This window comes from Acinetobacter sp. YH12021, from assembly GCF_013420145.1.
Lineage (GTDB): Bacteria > Pseudomonadota > Gammaproteobacteria > Pseudomonadales > Moraxellaceae > Acinetobacter > Acinetobacter towneri.
In genome coordinates, this window is the sequence record NZ_VOYT01000002.1 from 146,150 (window position 1) to 160,214 (window position 14,065).

At 43.1% G+C, this 14,065-nt stretch carries 14 protein-coding genes; 6 read left to right on the forward strand and 8 right to left on the reverse strand.

Going from position 1 to position 14,065, the window contains the following annotated elements; genetic code table 11:
* The first annotated feature begins 5 nt into the window (after positions 1 to 5).
* From FTT91_RS03040 to rsfS, 3 genes are all read left to right on the forward strand, one after another.
* Complete coding sequence (locus FTT91_RS03040; protein ID WP_180168951.1) at positions 6 to 872, forward strand: NAD(P)-dependent oxidoreductase; 867 nt, start codon at positions 6 to 8, stop codon at positions 870 to 872.
* A 45-nt stretch (positions 873 to 917) separates the two neighbouring features.
* A complete protein-coding gene (locus FTT91_RS03045; RefSeq protein WP_180168952.1) occupies positions 918 to 1,712 on the forward strand; it encodes a hydroxypyruvate isomerase family protein in 795 nt (264 codons plus the stop codon).
* Between the two features lie 75 nt (positions 1,713 to 1,787).
* Positions 1,788 to 2,189 (forward strand): ribosome silencing factor, encoded by a 402-nt coding sequence (gene rsfS / locus FTT91_RS03050; protein ID WP_004974926.1) that lies wholly within the window; start codon positions 1,788 to 1,790, stop codon positions 2,187 to 2,189.
* A 281-nt stretch (positions 2,190 to 2,470) separates the two neighbouring features.
* Here rsfS and FTT91_RS03055 read toward each other — a convergent pair whose 3' ends face one another.
* The 3 genes from FTT91_RS03055 to FTT91_RS03065 are packed head-to-tail and all read right to left on the reverse strand — an operon-like array spanning position 2,471 to position 5,382.
* Positions 2,471 to 3,916, reverse strand: a complete 1,446-nt coding sequence (locus FTT91_RS03055; protein WP_004974925.1) for an NAD(P)(+) transhydrogenase (Re/Si-specific) subunit beta — start codon at positions 3,914 to 3,916, stop codon at positions 2,471 to 2,473.
* Positions 3,917 to 3,919: 3 nt separating this feature from the next.
* Positions 3,920 to 4,243 carry a proton-translocating transhydrogenase family protein gene (locus tag FTT91_RS03060; RefSeq protein WP_004974924.1) on the reverse strand — a complete coding sequence of 108 codons (324 nt, stop codon included), beginning with the start codon at positions 4,241 to 4,243 and terminating at the stop codon, positions 3,920 to 3,922.
* 11 nt (positions 4,244 to 4,254) lie between these two features.
* A complete protein-coding gene (locus FTT91_RS03065) occupies positions 4,255 to 5,382 on the reverse strand; it encodes a Re/Si-specific NAD(P)(+) transhydrogenase subunit alpha (RefSeq protein WP_004974923.1) in 1,128 nt (375 codons plus the stop codon).
* Positions 5,383 to 6,262: 880 nt separating this feature from the next.
* On the opposite strand from FTT91_RS03065, the gene FTT91_RS03070 reads away from it, so the two are divergent.
* Together FTT91_RS03070 and FTT91_RS03075 are read left to right on the forward strand one after the other, a co-directional pair.
* A complete protein-coding gene (locus FTT91_RS03070; RefSeq protein ID WP_096901401.1) occupies positions 6,263 to 7,186 on the forward strand; it encodes a DMT family transporter in 924 nt (307 codons plus the stop codon).
* Positions 7,187 to 7,281: 95 nt separating this feature from the next.
* Positions 7,282 to 8,472 carry an MFS transporter gene (locus FTT91_RS03075; protein WP_180168953.1) on the forward strand — a complete coding sequence of 397 codons (1,191 nt, stop codon included), beginning with the start codon at positions 7,282 to 7,284 and terminating at the stop codon, positions 8,470 to 8,472.
* Positions 8,473 to 8,500: 28 nt separating this feature from the next.
* Here the strand turns inward: FTT91_RS03075 and FTT91_RS03080 are convergent, their stop codons facing one another.
* On the reverse strand, positions 8,501 to 9,145 hold the full coding sequence (locus FTT91_RS03080; protein WP_004974903.1) for a hypothetical protein: 645 nt from the start codon (positions 9,143 to 9,145) through the stop codon (positions 8,501 to 8,503).
* A gap of 231 nt (positions 9,146 to 9,376) precedes the next feature.
* Here FTT91_RS03080 and dusA point away from each other — a divergent pair, with 231 nt between their 5' ends.
* Positions 9,377 to 10,399, forward strand: a complete 1,023-nt coding sequence (dusA, locus tag FTT91_RS03085) for a tRNA dihydrouridine(20/20a) synthase DusA (protein ID WP_180168954.1) — start codon at positions 9,377 to 9,379, stop codon at positions 10,397 to 10,399.
* Between the two features lie 63 nt (positions 10,400 to 10,462).
* Here dusA and FTT91_RS03090 read toward each other — a convergent pair whose 3' ends face one another.
* The 4 genes from FTT91_RS03090 to FTT91_RS03105 all read right to left on the reverse strand — a co-directional run bounded on the left by FTT91_RS03090 (position 10,463) and on the right by FTT91_RS03105 (position 14,012).
* A complete protein-coding gene (locus FTT91_RS03090; RefSeq protein WP_004974901.1) occupies positions 10,463 to 11,236 on the reverse strand; it encodes a ThiF family adenylyltransferase in 774 nt (257 codons plus the stop codon).
* Positions 11,237 to 11,304: 68 nt separating this feature from the next.
* Entirely contained in the window at positions 11,305 to 12,129 is an 825-nt protein-coding gene (locus tag FTT91_RS03095; RefSeq protein ID WP_180168955.1) for a TatD family hydrolase, read from the reverse strand.
* A gap of 1 nt (position 12,130) precedes the next feature.
* Positions 12,131 to 13,147 (reverse strand): RsiV family protein, encoded by a 1,017-nt coding sequence (locus FTT91_RS03100; protein ID WP_096901396.1) that lies wholly within the window; start codon positions 13,145 to 13,147, stop codon positions 12,131 to 12,133.
* A gap of 49 nt (positions 13,148 to 13,196) precedes the next feature.
* The gene (locus tag FTT91_RS03105) at positions 13,197 to 14,012 is read right to left on the reverse strand and encodes a hypothetical protein (RefSeq protein WP_180168956.1); all 816 of its coding nucleotides are present in this window, start codon (positions 14,010 to 14,012) and stop codon (positions 13,197 to 13,199) included.
* Between the last annotated feature and the right edge of the window lie 53 nt (positions 14,013 to 14,065).

The following is a 14,065-nucleotide window of genomic DNA, read 5'->3' on the forward strand; positions in this document are numbered from 1 at the left end:
GCGCTATGCATTTTGATCGTGACACAAAAATCGCTTTTTTAGGTATGGGACTCATGGGTACGCGCATGGCAACCCGCTTAGTTCAGGCAGGTTTTGAGGTCGCGGTGTGGAATCGTAGCCCTGCGGCTTGCGAATCTGTGCTCAGTCTGGGGGCAAAGTCGCTGCAATTGAGCGAGATCGGACAATATCCAGTGATCTTGAGTTGCCTTGCCGATGATCATGCCGTCCAAGCTGTATTAGATCAATTTGAGCCATTTTTGACTACTCAACAAGTCATTGTCGATTTTTCCAGTTTGTCTGTAGATCAAACCCAAAAGCTAGCGCAGCAAGCCAGCCTCAAACAGGTCACATGGATTGACTCACCTGTATCGGGAGGCACTGCGGGAGCCGAACAAGGTAGTTTAGTGATTTTTGCAGGGGGTGATGCAAACACCATCGAAAAATTAAGCCCGATTTATCATGTGCTGTCACAACGTGTAACCCGTATGGGTGAAACAGGCACAGGACAAGCCACTAAAATCTGCAACCAACTGATTGTTGCTGCCAACAGCACCCTAATTGCCGAAGCTGTTGCCTTAGCAGGACAGGCAGGCGTAGACACCCGTTTACTTGCACCTGCTTTGGCGGGTGGTTTTGCCGACTCGAAACCGTTTCAGATTTTAACTCCACGTATGGCAACTCACAGTTTTGAGCCTGTGCAATGGAAAGTCCAAACCCTGTCTAAAGATTTAAACAATGCCTTACAACTGGCAGCGCAATTTCAGTTACAGATTCCTGTGGCAGAAAAAGCCCTTTCACAACTGCAAGCCCATCAAGCCAAGGGTTTTGCAGAAGCAGATTTAGCCACCATTATTCATCAGGTCGAAGCTTAATCGGCTTGATTCCTGATCCAACCTTTGCCTGCAAGGAGCACCTGCATGTCTAAACTGGCGGTTAATCTGTCGATGATTTTTACCGAAGTGCCTTTAATTGAACGCTTTGCCCTTGCACGCGAACATGGTTTTCAGCATGTTGAAATTCAATTTCCCTATGAGCTGAGTATTGAGCAGATTCAAACCCAACTCACACTCCACCAACTCAGCCTGTGTTTAATCAATGTCCCTGCGGATGACCTCATGCAAGGCGGCAATGGTTTGGCGGGCGTACCCGGAAAAGAGATTGAATTTCATCATGCCTTAGAGTTAGCCATCCGCTATGCCACGGCATTAAATGTCCCTAGCGTCAATATTTTGGCAGGCAAACAACCTGTCGATGCCGATTTACTGCCTTGCTTAAACACACTGGCAGAAAACCTAAAACTGGCCTGCTCGATGCTCACTCAACATCATATTCAGCCTGTCTTTGAAATGATTAATGGCACCGACATGCCACGCTTTTTAGTACAAAATATTGCGCAAGCTCAAGAGATGCTAGAAGCAGTCAAACATCCTGCTCTTAAAATGCAATACGACTGTTATCACATGGCGATGATGGGTGAAGATGTGCTGAGCGCATTGCAAGAAAACATTCAGGATATTGGTCATATCCAGTTTGCCGACAATCCAGGACGCCATGAACCCGATTCAGGCGAGCTAGACTATACTACTATTTTCAAATGGTTACAGCACAGTGCTTATTCAGGCTATATCGCTGCAGAATACCGCCCAAGTCTGGCGTCAAATCAATCATTTGCATGGAAAGACAAATACTTTCCCTCAAATCAAAGTGGTTAAAATTAAACCGATTTGAAATTTCAGGCTAAAACAGCTATATTAGACGATGAATAATTTTAGGAAATTATACACCCCATGAATTTAGAACCATCGCCCGGCGCTTCTAATTCTCACGATCTTGCAATGAATACCCAAAAGCATGACGTACAAACTTGTCTTAAAGTTGTACATGAAGCTCTCCTTGATGTAAAAGCCAAAGAAATTGTTGAACTTGATGTCAGCAGCATCAGCAATGTTTCAGATGCCATTGTGATTGCTAGCGGTACATCAACTCGCCACGTAAAATCTCTTGCCGACAATGTTGCCGAAGAAGCGCGCAAAGCAGGCTTCCGCCCAATTGGTATTGAAGGTGAACGTGATGCAGAATGGATCTTGGTCGATCTTGGTATGGTAGTGGTTCACATCATGCTACCAACAGCGCGTAAATTCTACGACCTAGAAAGCTTATGGCGCACTACGCCTGAGTCTGTTGCTTAATACAACAGCTCACTTGAGCAGCCTTAAAGATACACAATAAGCGACTTTCAAATAAGTCGCTTTTTTAATGCAGATCTTTTGAAGCTCATATCCCTAATCATTTTTATATCGCATTAATCTACCCACCAAATATTGGTTTATATCATCCCCTACCCAATACATTGCTTCAAACCAATCCTATAAAACTCGCCCGAACTCAATCTGCCTGATCTCAATTAACCACTTTACATCAGCCATAAAAAAAACCGCCCGAAGGCGGTTTCATATCTGGAAACAGTGTCTTAGTGACCTGTACCGTTGATTGATTTAGTCATATCTTCCACAACTTTCTTGGCATCACCAAAGATCATCATGGTCTTGTCGTTATAGAACAAGTCGTTGTCTAGACCCGCATAACCTGTTGCCATTGAGCGCTTGATGACCATAATGGTACGTGCTTTATGCGCTTCAAGAATTGGCATGCCGTAAATTGGCGAGTTTGGATCGTCTTTTGCCGCAGGGTTAACTACGTCATTTGCACCAATCACCAACACCACATCTGTTGCAGGGAAATCTGAGTTGATTTCGTCCATTTCTAAGATGTCTTCATACGGTACGTCTGCTTCTGCAAGTAATACGTTCATGTGACCCGGCATACGACCTGCCACTGGGTGAATCGCAAAACGAACAGTTACACCTTGCTCTTTTAACAAGTTGGCCAATTCTTTGACTGCATTCTGTGCACGACCTTGCGCCATACCATAGCCCGGTACAATCACCACGCTGTCTGCATTTGACATCAAGAAGCCAGCATCATCTGCAGAACCTGAACGGTAGTTACGTTGTACTTGTGCACCCGCTGCTGCCGTTGGTGCTGCTGCACCGCCCATCGCACCACCAAACAATACGTTGATGATTGAACGGTTCATGGCTTTACACATGATGTAAGACAGAATCGCACCTGAAGAACCGACCAATGAGCCTGCAACAATCAGCATGTTGTTTTCAAGTGTGAAACCAATACCTGCTGCCGCCCAACCTGAGAACGAGTTCAACAATGACACCACAACTGGCATGTCACCACCACCCACTGGTGCAATCCATACCCAACCGAATGCCAATGCTAAACCTGTCATTGCCCAGAATGAAGTCATGTTGCCGCTCAGGAAGAAGTGAATCCCAAAACCGAGCATAGCAAGGAAAATTAACGCCTGAACAGGTTTTACCCATGCACCCGAAATAGTTTTTGCCCATTTCTTCGCCGCCAATTTACCGTATGCAAAAACAGATGCAGTAAAGGTAATCGCCCCCACGAAACAGCCCACAAACAATTCAAATAAATGAACTTTGCTCATTTCATGGAAAGTAATGCCATTTGCAGCCAACAAGTCTGGACCAAGTTCGATTAACTTGTTGTTATGAATAATCGCAGCAATCGCAATTAAAACTGCAGCCAAACCGACTAAAGAGTGCATTAACGCTACAGTTTCAGGCATTTGAGTCATTGGCACCGTACGTGCGCGGGCAATACCCACCACCGCACCTGCTGCCATAGCTGCCAGAATCATCCACACAACTGGATTGTCTGCCACAAAGAATGTAGTCAAGACTGCAATCGCCATTGCGATCATGCCGTAACGGTTGCCCGCAATCGCAGTTTTAGGCCCAGACAAACCACGTAAAGTTAAGATAAAGAGCACAGCCCCGATTAAATAGAACCAGTCTGCATATTCACGAATAAATTCCATGCATTAGCCCTCTTTTTTCTTTGCTTTTGGTTTGAACATTTCCAGCATACGTGCAGTCACTGCAAAACCACCGAAAATATTGATGCTTGCCAAGAACACAGCAATCGCACCCAGTACACTCACCACATTAATGGTTTGGAAATCGACACTGCCTTCTACACCCATGATTGGTAGACCAACAGTTTGAATCATCGCACCTACAATAATGATTGAAGAAAGTGCATTGGTTACTGCCATTAATGGCGTATGTAACGCAGGTGTTACCCCCCACACCACGTAGTAACCTACGAAGATGGCAAGGACAAAAATCGTAATTGTTTCAACCATGAGAATTCTCCTTAACCACGCTTTAACAGCACTTGACCGTTATGAGTGACCAGCAACGCTTTCTGAATTTCTTCTTCAGGATTCAATGCGAAGTTCTTGTCGTTATCAAATAATGTTTCAACAAAATTCAACACATTACGCGCATATAGTGCAGATGCTTCTGTCGATACAGTCGATGGAATGTTTGGAATACCCAAAATTTTCACACCATTGGCAGTCACTACAGTTTCACCGCATTGTGAACCTTCGACGTTACCGCCCGTTTCGACTGCCATATCTAAAATCACAGAACCCGGCTTCATTTTTGCCACAGTTTCCGCTTTGATTAAACGCGGTGCATCACGACCCGGCAATAACGCAGTGGTAATCACGATATCCGCATTAGAAACGGCTTTATCGACAATCACTGCTTGGTCTTTAATGTATTGTTCACCAGGCATCCAGCCATAACCATTTTTGGCAGCATCGGCAGCTTTTTGTTGTTCTTCTTCAGACATTGGTACGTCTAACCACTTACCACCCAAAGATTCCACCTGATCTTTTGCCGTTGGACGCAAGTCAGTTGCTTCGACTACAGCACCTAAACGCTTCGCTGTTGCAATGGCTTGCAAACCAGCAACACCCACACCCATGATCACAACACGCGCAGGTTTTACAGTACCCGCTGCCGTCATTAACATTGGGAACATGCGTTGATATTCTGCTGCAGCCAACAACACAGATTTATAACCTGCCAAGTTGGCTTGTGATGACAACACGTCCATATTTTGCGCACGCGACAAGGTACGTGGCAAAAGCTCTAAAGCAAATGCAGACACCTGAGCCGCAGCAAATTGGTCTAATTCAGTATTGCGGTAAGGATCAAACATCGCCACCACAGTGCTGTTCGGTGCAAGTTTTTGAATTTCTTCACCCTTTGGGGCACGAACTTTCAAAATCATTTGGCTACCGCGATAAGCATCATCTGTCATGGTCGCGCCTACTTGTTCATAAGCGCTGTCGATATAAGCGGCTTTTACGCCTGCACCACGTTCAATGACTACGCTATGACCCGCGCTAATCAACTTCTTTACTGTTTCTGGCGTCGCAGCGACACGATTTTCACCGACAACAGTTTCGGTTGGAATTCCGATCTGCATGAGCGTTCCTCAAGCTAGTTTTTCTTAAGTCAACATCGTGGATAACGATGCTTTCCCCTCAGGATAAGTTTTGTTGAATTTTTGGATTCTAATGCAACATTTTTAAATTACCACCCAATATTTATTTAATAAATACCCATATTTTGAACTGATGATTCATAAAAATATTGTTGCGAGATATAATTGATAAGTTTTGCTTCTTGAATATAAGTCTAATTATTCAGCAAAACTTCGATTTGAAGTGTCTAAAAGAAAAAAAGCGATGCTTTGAGCTTGCAGTTGACCACATTTAAATGAATTAAGCATTGATCATTCTGACACGCATTTCACTTAATTGGGAAAATCCGACTTAGCGCTAAAAGATTGCATATCTATACATTTAAGCGCTAAAAGCAAAAACTTAAACACCAAATTGACTTTTTTGACAATTTTTACACCGCACAACAAGGTTCAATTTAGAAGTGTTTTGCGCATCTGAAAACCTTAGAAAAACCTACCTTTGCCTTATGAGTAAAATCGAATATTTGAAACAGTAAAACTTTTAAAAGAAGCTTGAATTTATTCAACTCAGGTCTAAGTTAAGTGCTGCTATTTTTTTCATTTTTTTTGTGCGTCATTTAGTCTGATGATGGATTTTCTCTGTTTTGCAATATTTTCAACTAATTTGCACCATTATCGTGCAAAGCTCATTTACTCTACTTTTCACAAAATTTATGCCATCTCAAGCAGACCATCTGCATAAAATCGGCTATGCTTGCTCAAATACAGCACACAGCTTTATCCATGCAGTCGCATCTGCCTTTATCTATCATGCAACTTGCATTTGTGTGCGCGGCATGTGTCACTTTTCTTGCATCCACCTTGCTCGACAGCATTTTTCATGATCAGACTTAACGCCACACAATGGGGCTCCATCTTTGCCTTATTTGCAGCCTTTTTGTTTAGTACCAAAGCCATTTTTATTAAACAGGCTTATGCACTTTCACCGTTGGTCGATGCAACCGTACTCATGGCTTTGCGCATGGCAAGTGCCCTGCCTTTCTTCTTGCTGATTTGTTGGCTCAATCGCCATCACAGTCGCAACATCTCTACACGCAATTGGCTGCTAATAATATTTGCAGGTCTGATGGGCTATTATTTTTCTAGCTGGCTGGATTTTTTAGGGCTGATGTTCATTAGCGCTTCATTAGAACGCATTATTCTGTTTTTATATCCAACGCTCACCGTTCTGGCTTCGAGCGTAATGTATCGGCAGAAACTGAGCTGGCTGAGTCTGTTTGCAATTGCTCTGAGTTATGGCGGAACAGTGATTGTGATGTTACAGGAACAGAGCAATACCCCACATGACACGTATTTTTGGTTAGGCAGTAGTTTGGTGTTCGCCAGTGCAGTGTGTTTTGCAGGCTATTTATTGCTGACCAAAAGCCTGATTCAGCATTTTGGTTCATGGAATTTTACAGGTCTGGCTTTAAGTACTGCCTGCATCGGTACGCTTACGCATTACAGTTTGGTCACACCGAATCCACTGGGACTGGTGCAACAACTGCCTGTAGAAGTGCTGGGCTATGGCATAGCTTTAGGGATATTTGTCACAGTCTTGCCCACCTTACTCATGGCGCACAGTATCGCCCGTTTAGGTGCGGCACAATCGGCCATGATTGCTTCAATTGGCCCAATCTTGACAATTTTATTGGCCACAGCATTTTTAGGTGAACACCTAAATGGCATACAATGGTTCGGCTGCATGCTCAATATTGTAGGCGTGATGATGATCACCTTGTCCAAAAACAAGTTCTCTCATTAAGTTAAAGACGACATCCTGCCACTAATGAAGTTGAATATTGGATTCAATCTTTGAGCTACTGCAATTCCGTTTTTGCCATTGATCTTAGGATAATTATGAACACTGCACCAGACATCGGCCAAGATAAAACCCTGCTCTGGTTGATGGCGATTGCCTGTGGTCTATGCGCGGGGGCGAATTATTATTGCCAACCGCTGATTTACTCGATTCATCAATCTTTCCAAATTCCGCAATCCCAAGTGGCATTGACAGTGACTTTTGCACAAGTGTCTTATGCACTGGGTTTATTATTCATTGTGCCCATGGGCGATATTGTCAATAAAACCAAATTCATTCCCTTATTGATGTTTTTGGCCTCGATTGGCTTATTTTTATGTGCCTTTTCCAGCAATTTAAGCATGCTATGGATTGGCACGATTATCACAGGGCTGTTTTCAGTTGCAGCACAAGTCTTAATTCCCTTTGCCACCATGACCGTAAAACCTGAAAAAATGGGTGAAGTGGTCGGTTTATTGATGAGTGGTTTATTGGTCGGTATTTTACTTTCGACCAGTTTGGCAGGTTTGCTGTCCAATTTATTCCATTGGAAAGTGATTTACCTGATTAGCGGTGTGCTGATGCTTTGCATTGCCGCAGTCCTCAAAGCACGCTTACCCTTTATCTCAACCAGCAAACTCAGCTATTTGGCCGTGTTTCAGTCTATGGGCAAACTCATTTTAGAAGAACGTCGTTTGGTCTATCGTGCCTTGCTCGGTGCGTTTGCTTTTGCAGCGATGAGTGTGTTGTTTTCTACCATTGCAGTATTACTCAAATCCAGTTTTGGCTTAGCCGACTTTATGGTGGGCATTGTGGCAATGGTGGGAGTATTCGGTGCTCTTTCGACTAAACATGTGGGAAAAATTGCAGATCGCGGCTATGTTACAGCACTGACTTGGGGGGGGTTGGCGTTATTGGCAATTAGCTGGGTCTTTCTATACAACGGACAATTCAGCTTATGGAGTTATATTCTTGGTTTTGGCTTAATTAACCTTGGGCTTGCCACCGTACACAGCAGCAACCAAAACGTGATTTTCCGTTTACACCCCGATGCCAAATCGCGGATTAACTCAATTTATATGACCAGTTATTTTACTGGCGGTGCTTGTGGTTCTGCCTTGGGAATCTATGCATGGCAACACGGTGGATGGTTATGGAGTTGCCTAGTTGGTTTGTGTTTTGTTACCGCCGCAATGAGCTTTGCCCTACTCGACTGGCAGCATCAACGTCAACACACCGCCATGCCTTAAACGCTGCGATTACAATCAAGCAAGTCGCTTAAGACATTTGCATCACAGGGTAAAACGGCTGACTCAATTCCACATTTTCTAAATTTTCCAATAAAATTTGGATAAAACACGGCATCAACGCACACAGTAAAGTATTGGCATGGCTGAGTTGTTTGCGGTTGATTGCACTGTTATAAGTTGCACCACCTTGTAAAAGTTGCTGCTGTAACGTCAATAAGCGCTTAAACAAACATGCCAAAATTGTAGCTGAATCATGGATGTGCAATGCCTGCATAATCTGCTGTTTCTCTGCTTCATAATCTGCACGCCATTCAGCTTCAGTCATTTTTTGATTACGCCAATCCCAAAAACTTTGATACAAATAAGGGTTGGTCAGCAACACCTCTAAACTTTGTGGATATTTTTCCCAAATAATTCTCGCCATGCGCTGATCGACATCTTTTTGATACATACGCTGCACAAATTGCTGCAAGGTCTGTTGTGTATGCTCTGCCGTCTGACCTTGCGCATACAAGGCACTCAACGCCACCCATGCTGTCATAAATTGCATATCGACATCATCATGAAACTCAATGGCTTTTTTCCACCAACTTAAACTGCGCTGCATGCGTAAATTAAATGCCGTTGAAAATTCATTTTTCTTAGTTCGATAAATTTCTTCTAATACCAACATTTTATTTTCCCTCTTATGCTGCGTTATCGTTATCTTTTCAACATACTAAAAAACGGCTACGCATACAAATACTGAGCAGTTCCGCTTTAGCATCTACGGTTGCGCTGCTTTGTTCATAGCGAACAAAGCAAAGTTAATGCCAATGGATGTGGGTTGGGGATACTGTCGATTTTCACTTAAACCCCGTATAATGCGCGGTCTTGTGCTTTTGTTTTTCAATTCAGGTGGGTTATGACACGTGCCATCCAAACTTTACAACCTCGCATTTCGGTTGCCCCTATGATGGATTGGACTACCCGCGATTACCGTTTTTTTGCACGTTTATTTAACCCCAATATCATTCTGTATACTGAAATGGTAACCACTGGCGCAATTTTATTTGGTGATGCCAAGCGCCATTTAGATTACAGCAAAGAAGAACATCCTATTGTCTTGCAGTTGGGCGGTTCAAATCCGAAAGACCTTGCGACCTGCAGTAAAATGGCACAAGACTGGGGTTATGATGAAATCAACCTGAATGTTGGCTGCCCAAGTGATCGAGTACAAAACAATAAAATTGGTGCGTGTTTAATGGCAGAACCAGACTTGGTGGCAGAGTGTATTGCCGCCATGCGTCAAGCTGTTGATATTCCTGTGACCGTAAAACATCGAATCGGGATTGATGACATGCACTCTTATGCAGAGATGCTGCATTTTGTGGATACCGTGGCTCAAACAGGTTGCAATAACTTTATCGTGCATGCCCGAATTGCCTTATTACAAGGTTTATCGCCTAAAGAAAACCGCGAAGTTCCGCCTCTGCGTTATGAGGATGTGTATCGCCTAAAACAAGACCGCCCCGAATTGTTAATTGAAATTAATGGTGGAATTAAAACGTTTGCCGAAACCCAACAACACCTCAAGCATGTCGATGGGGTGATGATTGGTCGTGAAGCCTATCACAACCCTTATTTACTGGCAGAGCTTGGGCAATTATGGGGGCTAGAATTACCTGACCGTTTTGAAATTATGCAGCGCATGTTGCCGTATATTGAACAACGTCTACAACAAGGTGCACCACTTTCTGTCATTACCCGCCATATTTTAGGTTTATTCCAAAACCTGCCAGGTGCACGTAAATGGCGTCAGGCACTAAGTGGCGGCAATGCCAAAACATTTGCAGATGTAGAGCAAGCATTGGTCAATATTCAAGCAGCAATGCAGCGTACGGAAGACTATTTAAAAGAGCAGCAGCTACAACGACCTACTGAATAAAGTCATTGGCGATGTGCAAAATCAAAGAACTTTTTTATAAGCCATGCCTCGCATGGCTTTGATTTATGTATTTTTAGCCTGTAAGGCATCTAACTTTTTCAACACTTCTGCCACAGCTACCATCGCAAAACTGGACGTGACCACCACCGCCGAACCATAGCCGCCACAGCGCAAGCCTGCGCTTGGGCATACATCGGCACTAGAAAATGGATTATCGATGGAATACACACAGGTAATCCCAAACTTTTCTTTTGGCTTTTTACAAATACCTTTGCTGCGTAATTGGGCGCGCAATTTGGCCAACATTGGGTCTTGTTCGGTTTTAGATAAATCTGCCACTCGAATTTTCAACGGATCAAGTTTGCCACCTGCACCACCCGAAACAATCAGTGGAATCTTGTTAAAACGACAATGCAGCATCAACGCTAGTTTAGCTTTTACGTCATCAATGCAATCTAAAATCAAATCAGGTGCAGTCGCCAATAACGCTTTGACGTTATCTGGACTGAGGTAATCATCGACCAAATTAATTTTGATACGTGGATTAATGGCGCGACAACGCTCTGCCATGACATTAATTTTTTCATGCCCCAAGGTTGAGCTCATGGCAGGCAATTGACGGTTAATGTTAGATGCTGCGACCACATCCATATCCACCAATGTCAGCTCGCCGATACCTGTACGTGCCAACGCCTCAACTGCCCAAGAGCCGACACCGCCAATTCCAATCACCATGACATGACTTTGGGCATAATGCTGAAAAGCACTGTCGCCATAAATCTTGGCCACACCCGCAAAACGGCGTTCATATTCATCATCTTGAAGAAGGTCTGTCATGCTGCAATCAAATCTAATTTCAAAGTGTGGGCATTTTACTGCGTTTCGCAGACTTCGTGTTGTTTCATCTAAAGTTTAGGCAAGTCTAATATTTGAATGCTATTCTGCCAAATCTGTGCGGCTAAAGTTTGCGGTGCAATATCTAAACAATCCGCTAAACCTTCAAGCACATAAATCAGGTTCGCAGGGGTATTTCGGGTTCGTGATTGAGTATCTGTCTGACAACATAAAGGCGTCATATCGGGGCAGTCGGTTTCCAAAACCAAATGTTCAGCACCAATTTCCTGCACAACACGGCGCAGTTTTTTTGCATTGGGATTGGTAATCTGCCCTGTCACACCAATTTTAAAACCCAATTTGATCAGTGCTTTGGCTTCTTCTACCCCACCGCTAAAAGCATGTGCAATGCCACCAAACTGAAATTGTTGTTGTTTGAGTATTTTTAAGGTTTCGGCATGGGCCTTACGAATATGTAGCAGTACAGGTTTTTGTCGATGGCGTGCGATTTCCAATTGCGCGGCAAAAAAATCTTGCTGCTTTTGAAACGCTTCAGGCTGTTTATGTTCAACCAAAAAAGTGTCTAAGCCAATTTCACCCACCGCGACACAATGCTGTTGTTGCAAAAAATGTTCTAAATCTTGTAAATGTTGGTCTTGATGTTGTTCGATATAAAAAGGATGCAAGCCTGGTGCAAGATGACTTTGTGGCACATGCTCAAGTTGGTTTAAAAACTGTTGTGTAGAGATTAAATCTTGAAAACGTGATTGTACAAAGCCAATCAGTACCAAATGTTCTACGCCTGCTGCCTTGGCCGCATACGTCAATTGCTCCCGATCTGAGTCAAAATCAGGTACATCAAAATGGGTATGCGTATCAAACAGCGCAATGCTCATATTAAGATTTCGCTTTGGTTGTGTTTACTGCACTGGCTTCGGCAGATTTTGCGGTTGCTTCAGAGGCTGCTTCTGTTACAGGCAAATACGCAGCTTTTAAAATCCCCTGCAGTTCTGCATACGGAATGGTTAAACGCGGTAAACCAACGACATAAGGGCCTATTTCATATTCTGCGTATTGCAGAATTAAACCCTGTTGACCTAAATAGTAATTTTCCGACAGCTTAAATTTCCACGCTTGTTCATATTCTTGCACATTGGTGGAAAGTTCAGATGCGATGACCCATTGTTTAAACGCTTCGTAGGCTTTACGCTCCAATTGGGGACGCTGCTTCTCTAACAGAATGTCATTTAACAATACTAATTTTTTCTGTTCTAAATCAAAATTATAGTATTGCTGTGCCGATGCACCATGCGCTCCGCCCAAATAACTACTGCTATTCAGTACCACGGTTGCCAAAGGCTGATCTGCATTCAAAATTTTAGGCTTAATCATCAAACTGATTTTATGATTTGAGCTTAAAGCTTTCAGTTCCTGATCAAGTACCAAAAAGCTTTGCACATAAGGCACAGTTTGTTTTTCTAATTTTTGCGCCAAAGTTTCCACTTGTGCAATGGCTGCTGCAGTGGGGTTGCTGGCAGGTGCATCTGCAGCACTGGCTGCTGTATTTTCACTGGCTGCATTCTCAACTGCTATAGCCTCAGAAGCCGCCTGCTGTGGTGCAATTTCTAAAATTTGTGCCAATTCTTGAATAATTTTCTGATCAATAAAATGGTCGATAAAGGCCTGATTACTATTCAAACGCTCAATTGAAATTTCAGGGCAGTTATTCCCTTCACATTTAGGCAACGACAAATTCAGTTTTTCAGTATCCCCGACCAGTTTTAAGCTTTGTTGTTCCGCCTGCGTCTGCTCTGGCTCGACTGTTTCTGGTTCGGTTTTCTTTGGCTGACATGCAGTAATCCCTAGCGTTGTAATTAAAATACTGATCGCCAAAATACTTTTATTTTTCAACATGGATCCAACCTTGATTTCATCTATTTTTGCTTGTCATCGTACTCATCTACTAAAACATAGATGGATAGATGTCTGCTTTTAAAACTTGTTGTGTTTGTGCTTTGCTTAGGTAAATATCTAACTGCGTGCCATCTTTGACAATTTCATGGGTGCGATAATGCAATCCTAAGCCCTGATCATCAAAAAACCAATCTGCCTGCCCCCAGTATAATTTGGCAGGTGCTGCTTTTTGCACGTCACTGCTTTGTGTTTTGAGCCAATCCTGATAGGCCTGCTGTACAAAAGTATTCATACGGGTTTGTTGTTTGGCATCAATCACATCTAAAACAGACAAGGCTTTTTGCTGCTTCCGATCTGCCACAAAGAAATAATAGCGTTCTTTGACCTGCGTGCCTTCCTGTTTGCTATCTACCCCGACTTGCAACAAAACATATTGATTGCGTTGATATGCCATACGGGTGTACATCGCCAATTCATAAGCTTTATTTTGATCTAATTGTGCCTGCCAAGCATCGGATTTTTTCACATAGGCATCTACGGCTTGCTGCAAACTCATCTTTTGTTTTAAGCCAATTTGATCTTGAATCACCATGGCCTGATTTTTTGCAATCCAACTGTTGAGCCATGTATCTTGGGTATTTAAAGTTTGTACCTCTAATTCAATGCAGTTTTTATTTTCACAAAATGGCAAGGCAATTTCTGCTGCCTGTTGCTTGATATTCAAATACGGTAAAACATCCGCTTGATCTTTCTGAAAAATAGACGTTTGCTCATCTGAGTTTTGATCTTGTTTAGATGAGTCACAGGCGCTAAGCAAAACCATCCCGCTCAAAATTGCACCCAGATAAACCGATTTTTGCTGCATGATTTCCCCAATTCACTTATCAAAAATAATCTTTAATCTTTTACCGCCCCCAT

Coding starts and splice junctions, on each gene's coding strand:
- FTT91_RS03040 (WP_180168951.1), top strand. CDS start 6: ATGCATTTTGATCGTGACACAAAAATCGCTTTTTTAGGTATGGGACTC.
- FTT91_RS03105 (WP_180168956.1), bottom strand. CDS start 14,012: ATGCAGCAAAAATCGGTTTATCTGGGTGCAATTTTGAGCGGGATGGTT.
- FTT91_RS03080 (WP_004974903.1), bottom strand. CDS start 9,145: ATGTTGGTATTAGAAGAAATTTATCGAACTAAGAAAAATGAATTTTCA.
- FTT91_RS03075 (WP_180168953.1), top strand. CDS start 7,282: ATGAACACTGCACCAGACATCGGCCAAGATAAAACCCTGCTCTGGTTG.
- FTT91_RS03100 (WP_096901396.1), bottom strand. CDS start 13,147: ATGTTGAAAAATAAAAGTATTTTGGCGATCAGTATTTTAATTACAACG.
- dusA (WP_180168954.1), top strand. CDS start 9,377: ATGACACGTGCCATCCAAACTTTACAACCTCGCATTTCGGTTGCCCCT.
- FTT91_RS03070 (WP_096901401.1), top strand. CDS start 6,263: ATGATCAGACTTAACGCCACACAATGGGGCTCCATCTTTGCCTTATTT.
- FTT91_RS03045 (WP_180168952.1), top strand. CDS start 918: ATGTCTAAACTGGCGGTTAATCTGTCGATGATTTTTACCGAAGTGCCT.
- rsfS (WP_004974926.1), top strand. CDS start 1,788: ATGAATTTAGAACCATCGCCCGGCGCTTCTAATTCTCACGATCTTGCA.
- FTT91_RS03095 (WP_180168955.1), bottom strand. CDS start 12,129: ATGAGCATTGCGCTGTTTGATACGCATACCCATTTTGATGTACCTGAT.
- FTT91_RS03060 (WP_004974924.1), bottom strand. CDS start 4,243: ATGGTTGAAACAATTACGATTTTTGTCCTTGCCATCTTCGTAGGTTAC.
- FTT91_RS03055 (WP_004974925.1), bottom strand. CDS start 3,916: ATGGAATTTATTCGTGAATATGCAGACTGGTTCTATTTAATCGGGGCT.
- FTT91_RS03090 (WP_004974901.1), bottom strand. CDS start 11,236: ATGACAGACCTTCTTCAAGATGATGAATATGAACGCCGTTTTGCGGGT.
- FTT91_RS03065 (WP_004974923.1), bottom strand. CDS start 5,382: ATGCAGATCGGAATTCCAACCGAAACTGTTGTCGGTGAAAATCGTGTC.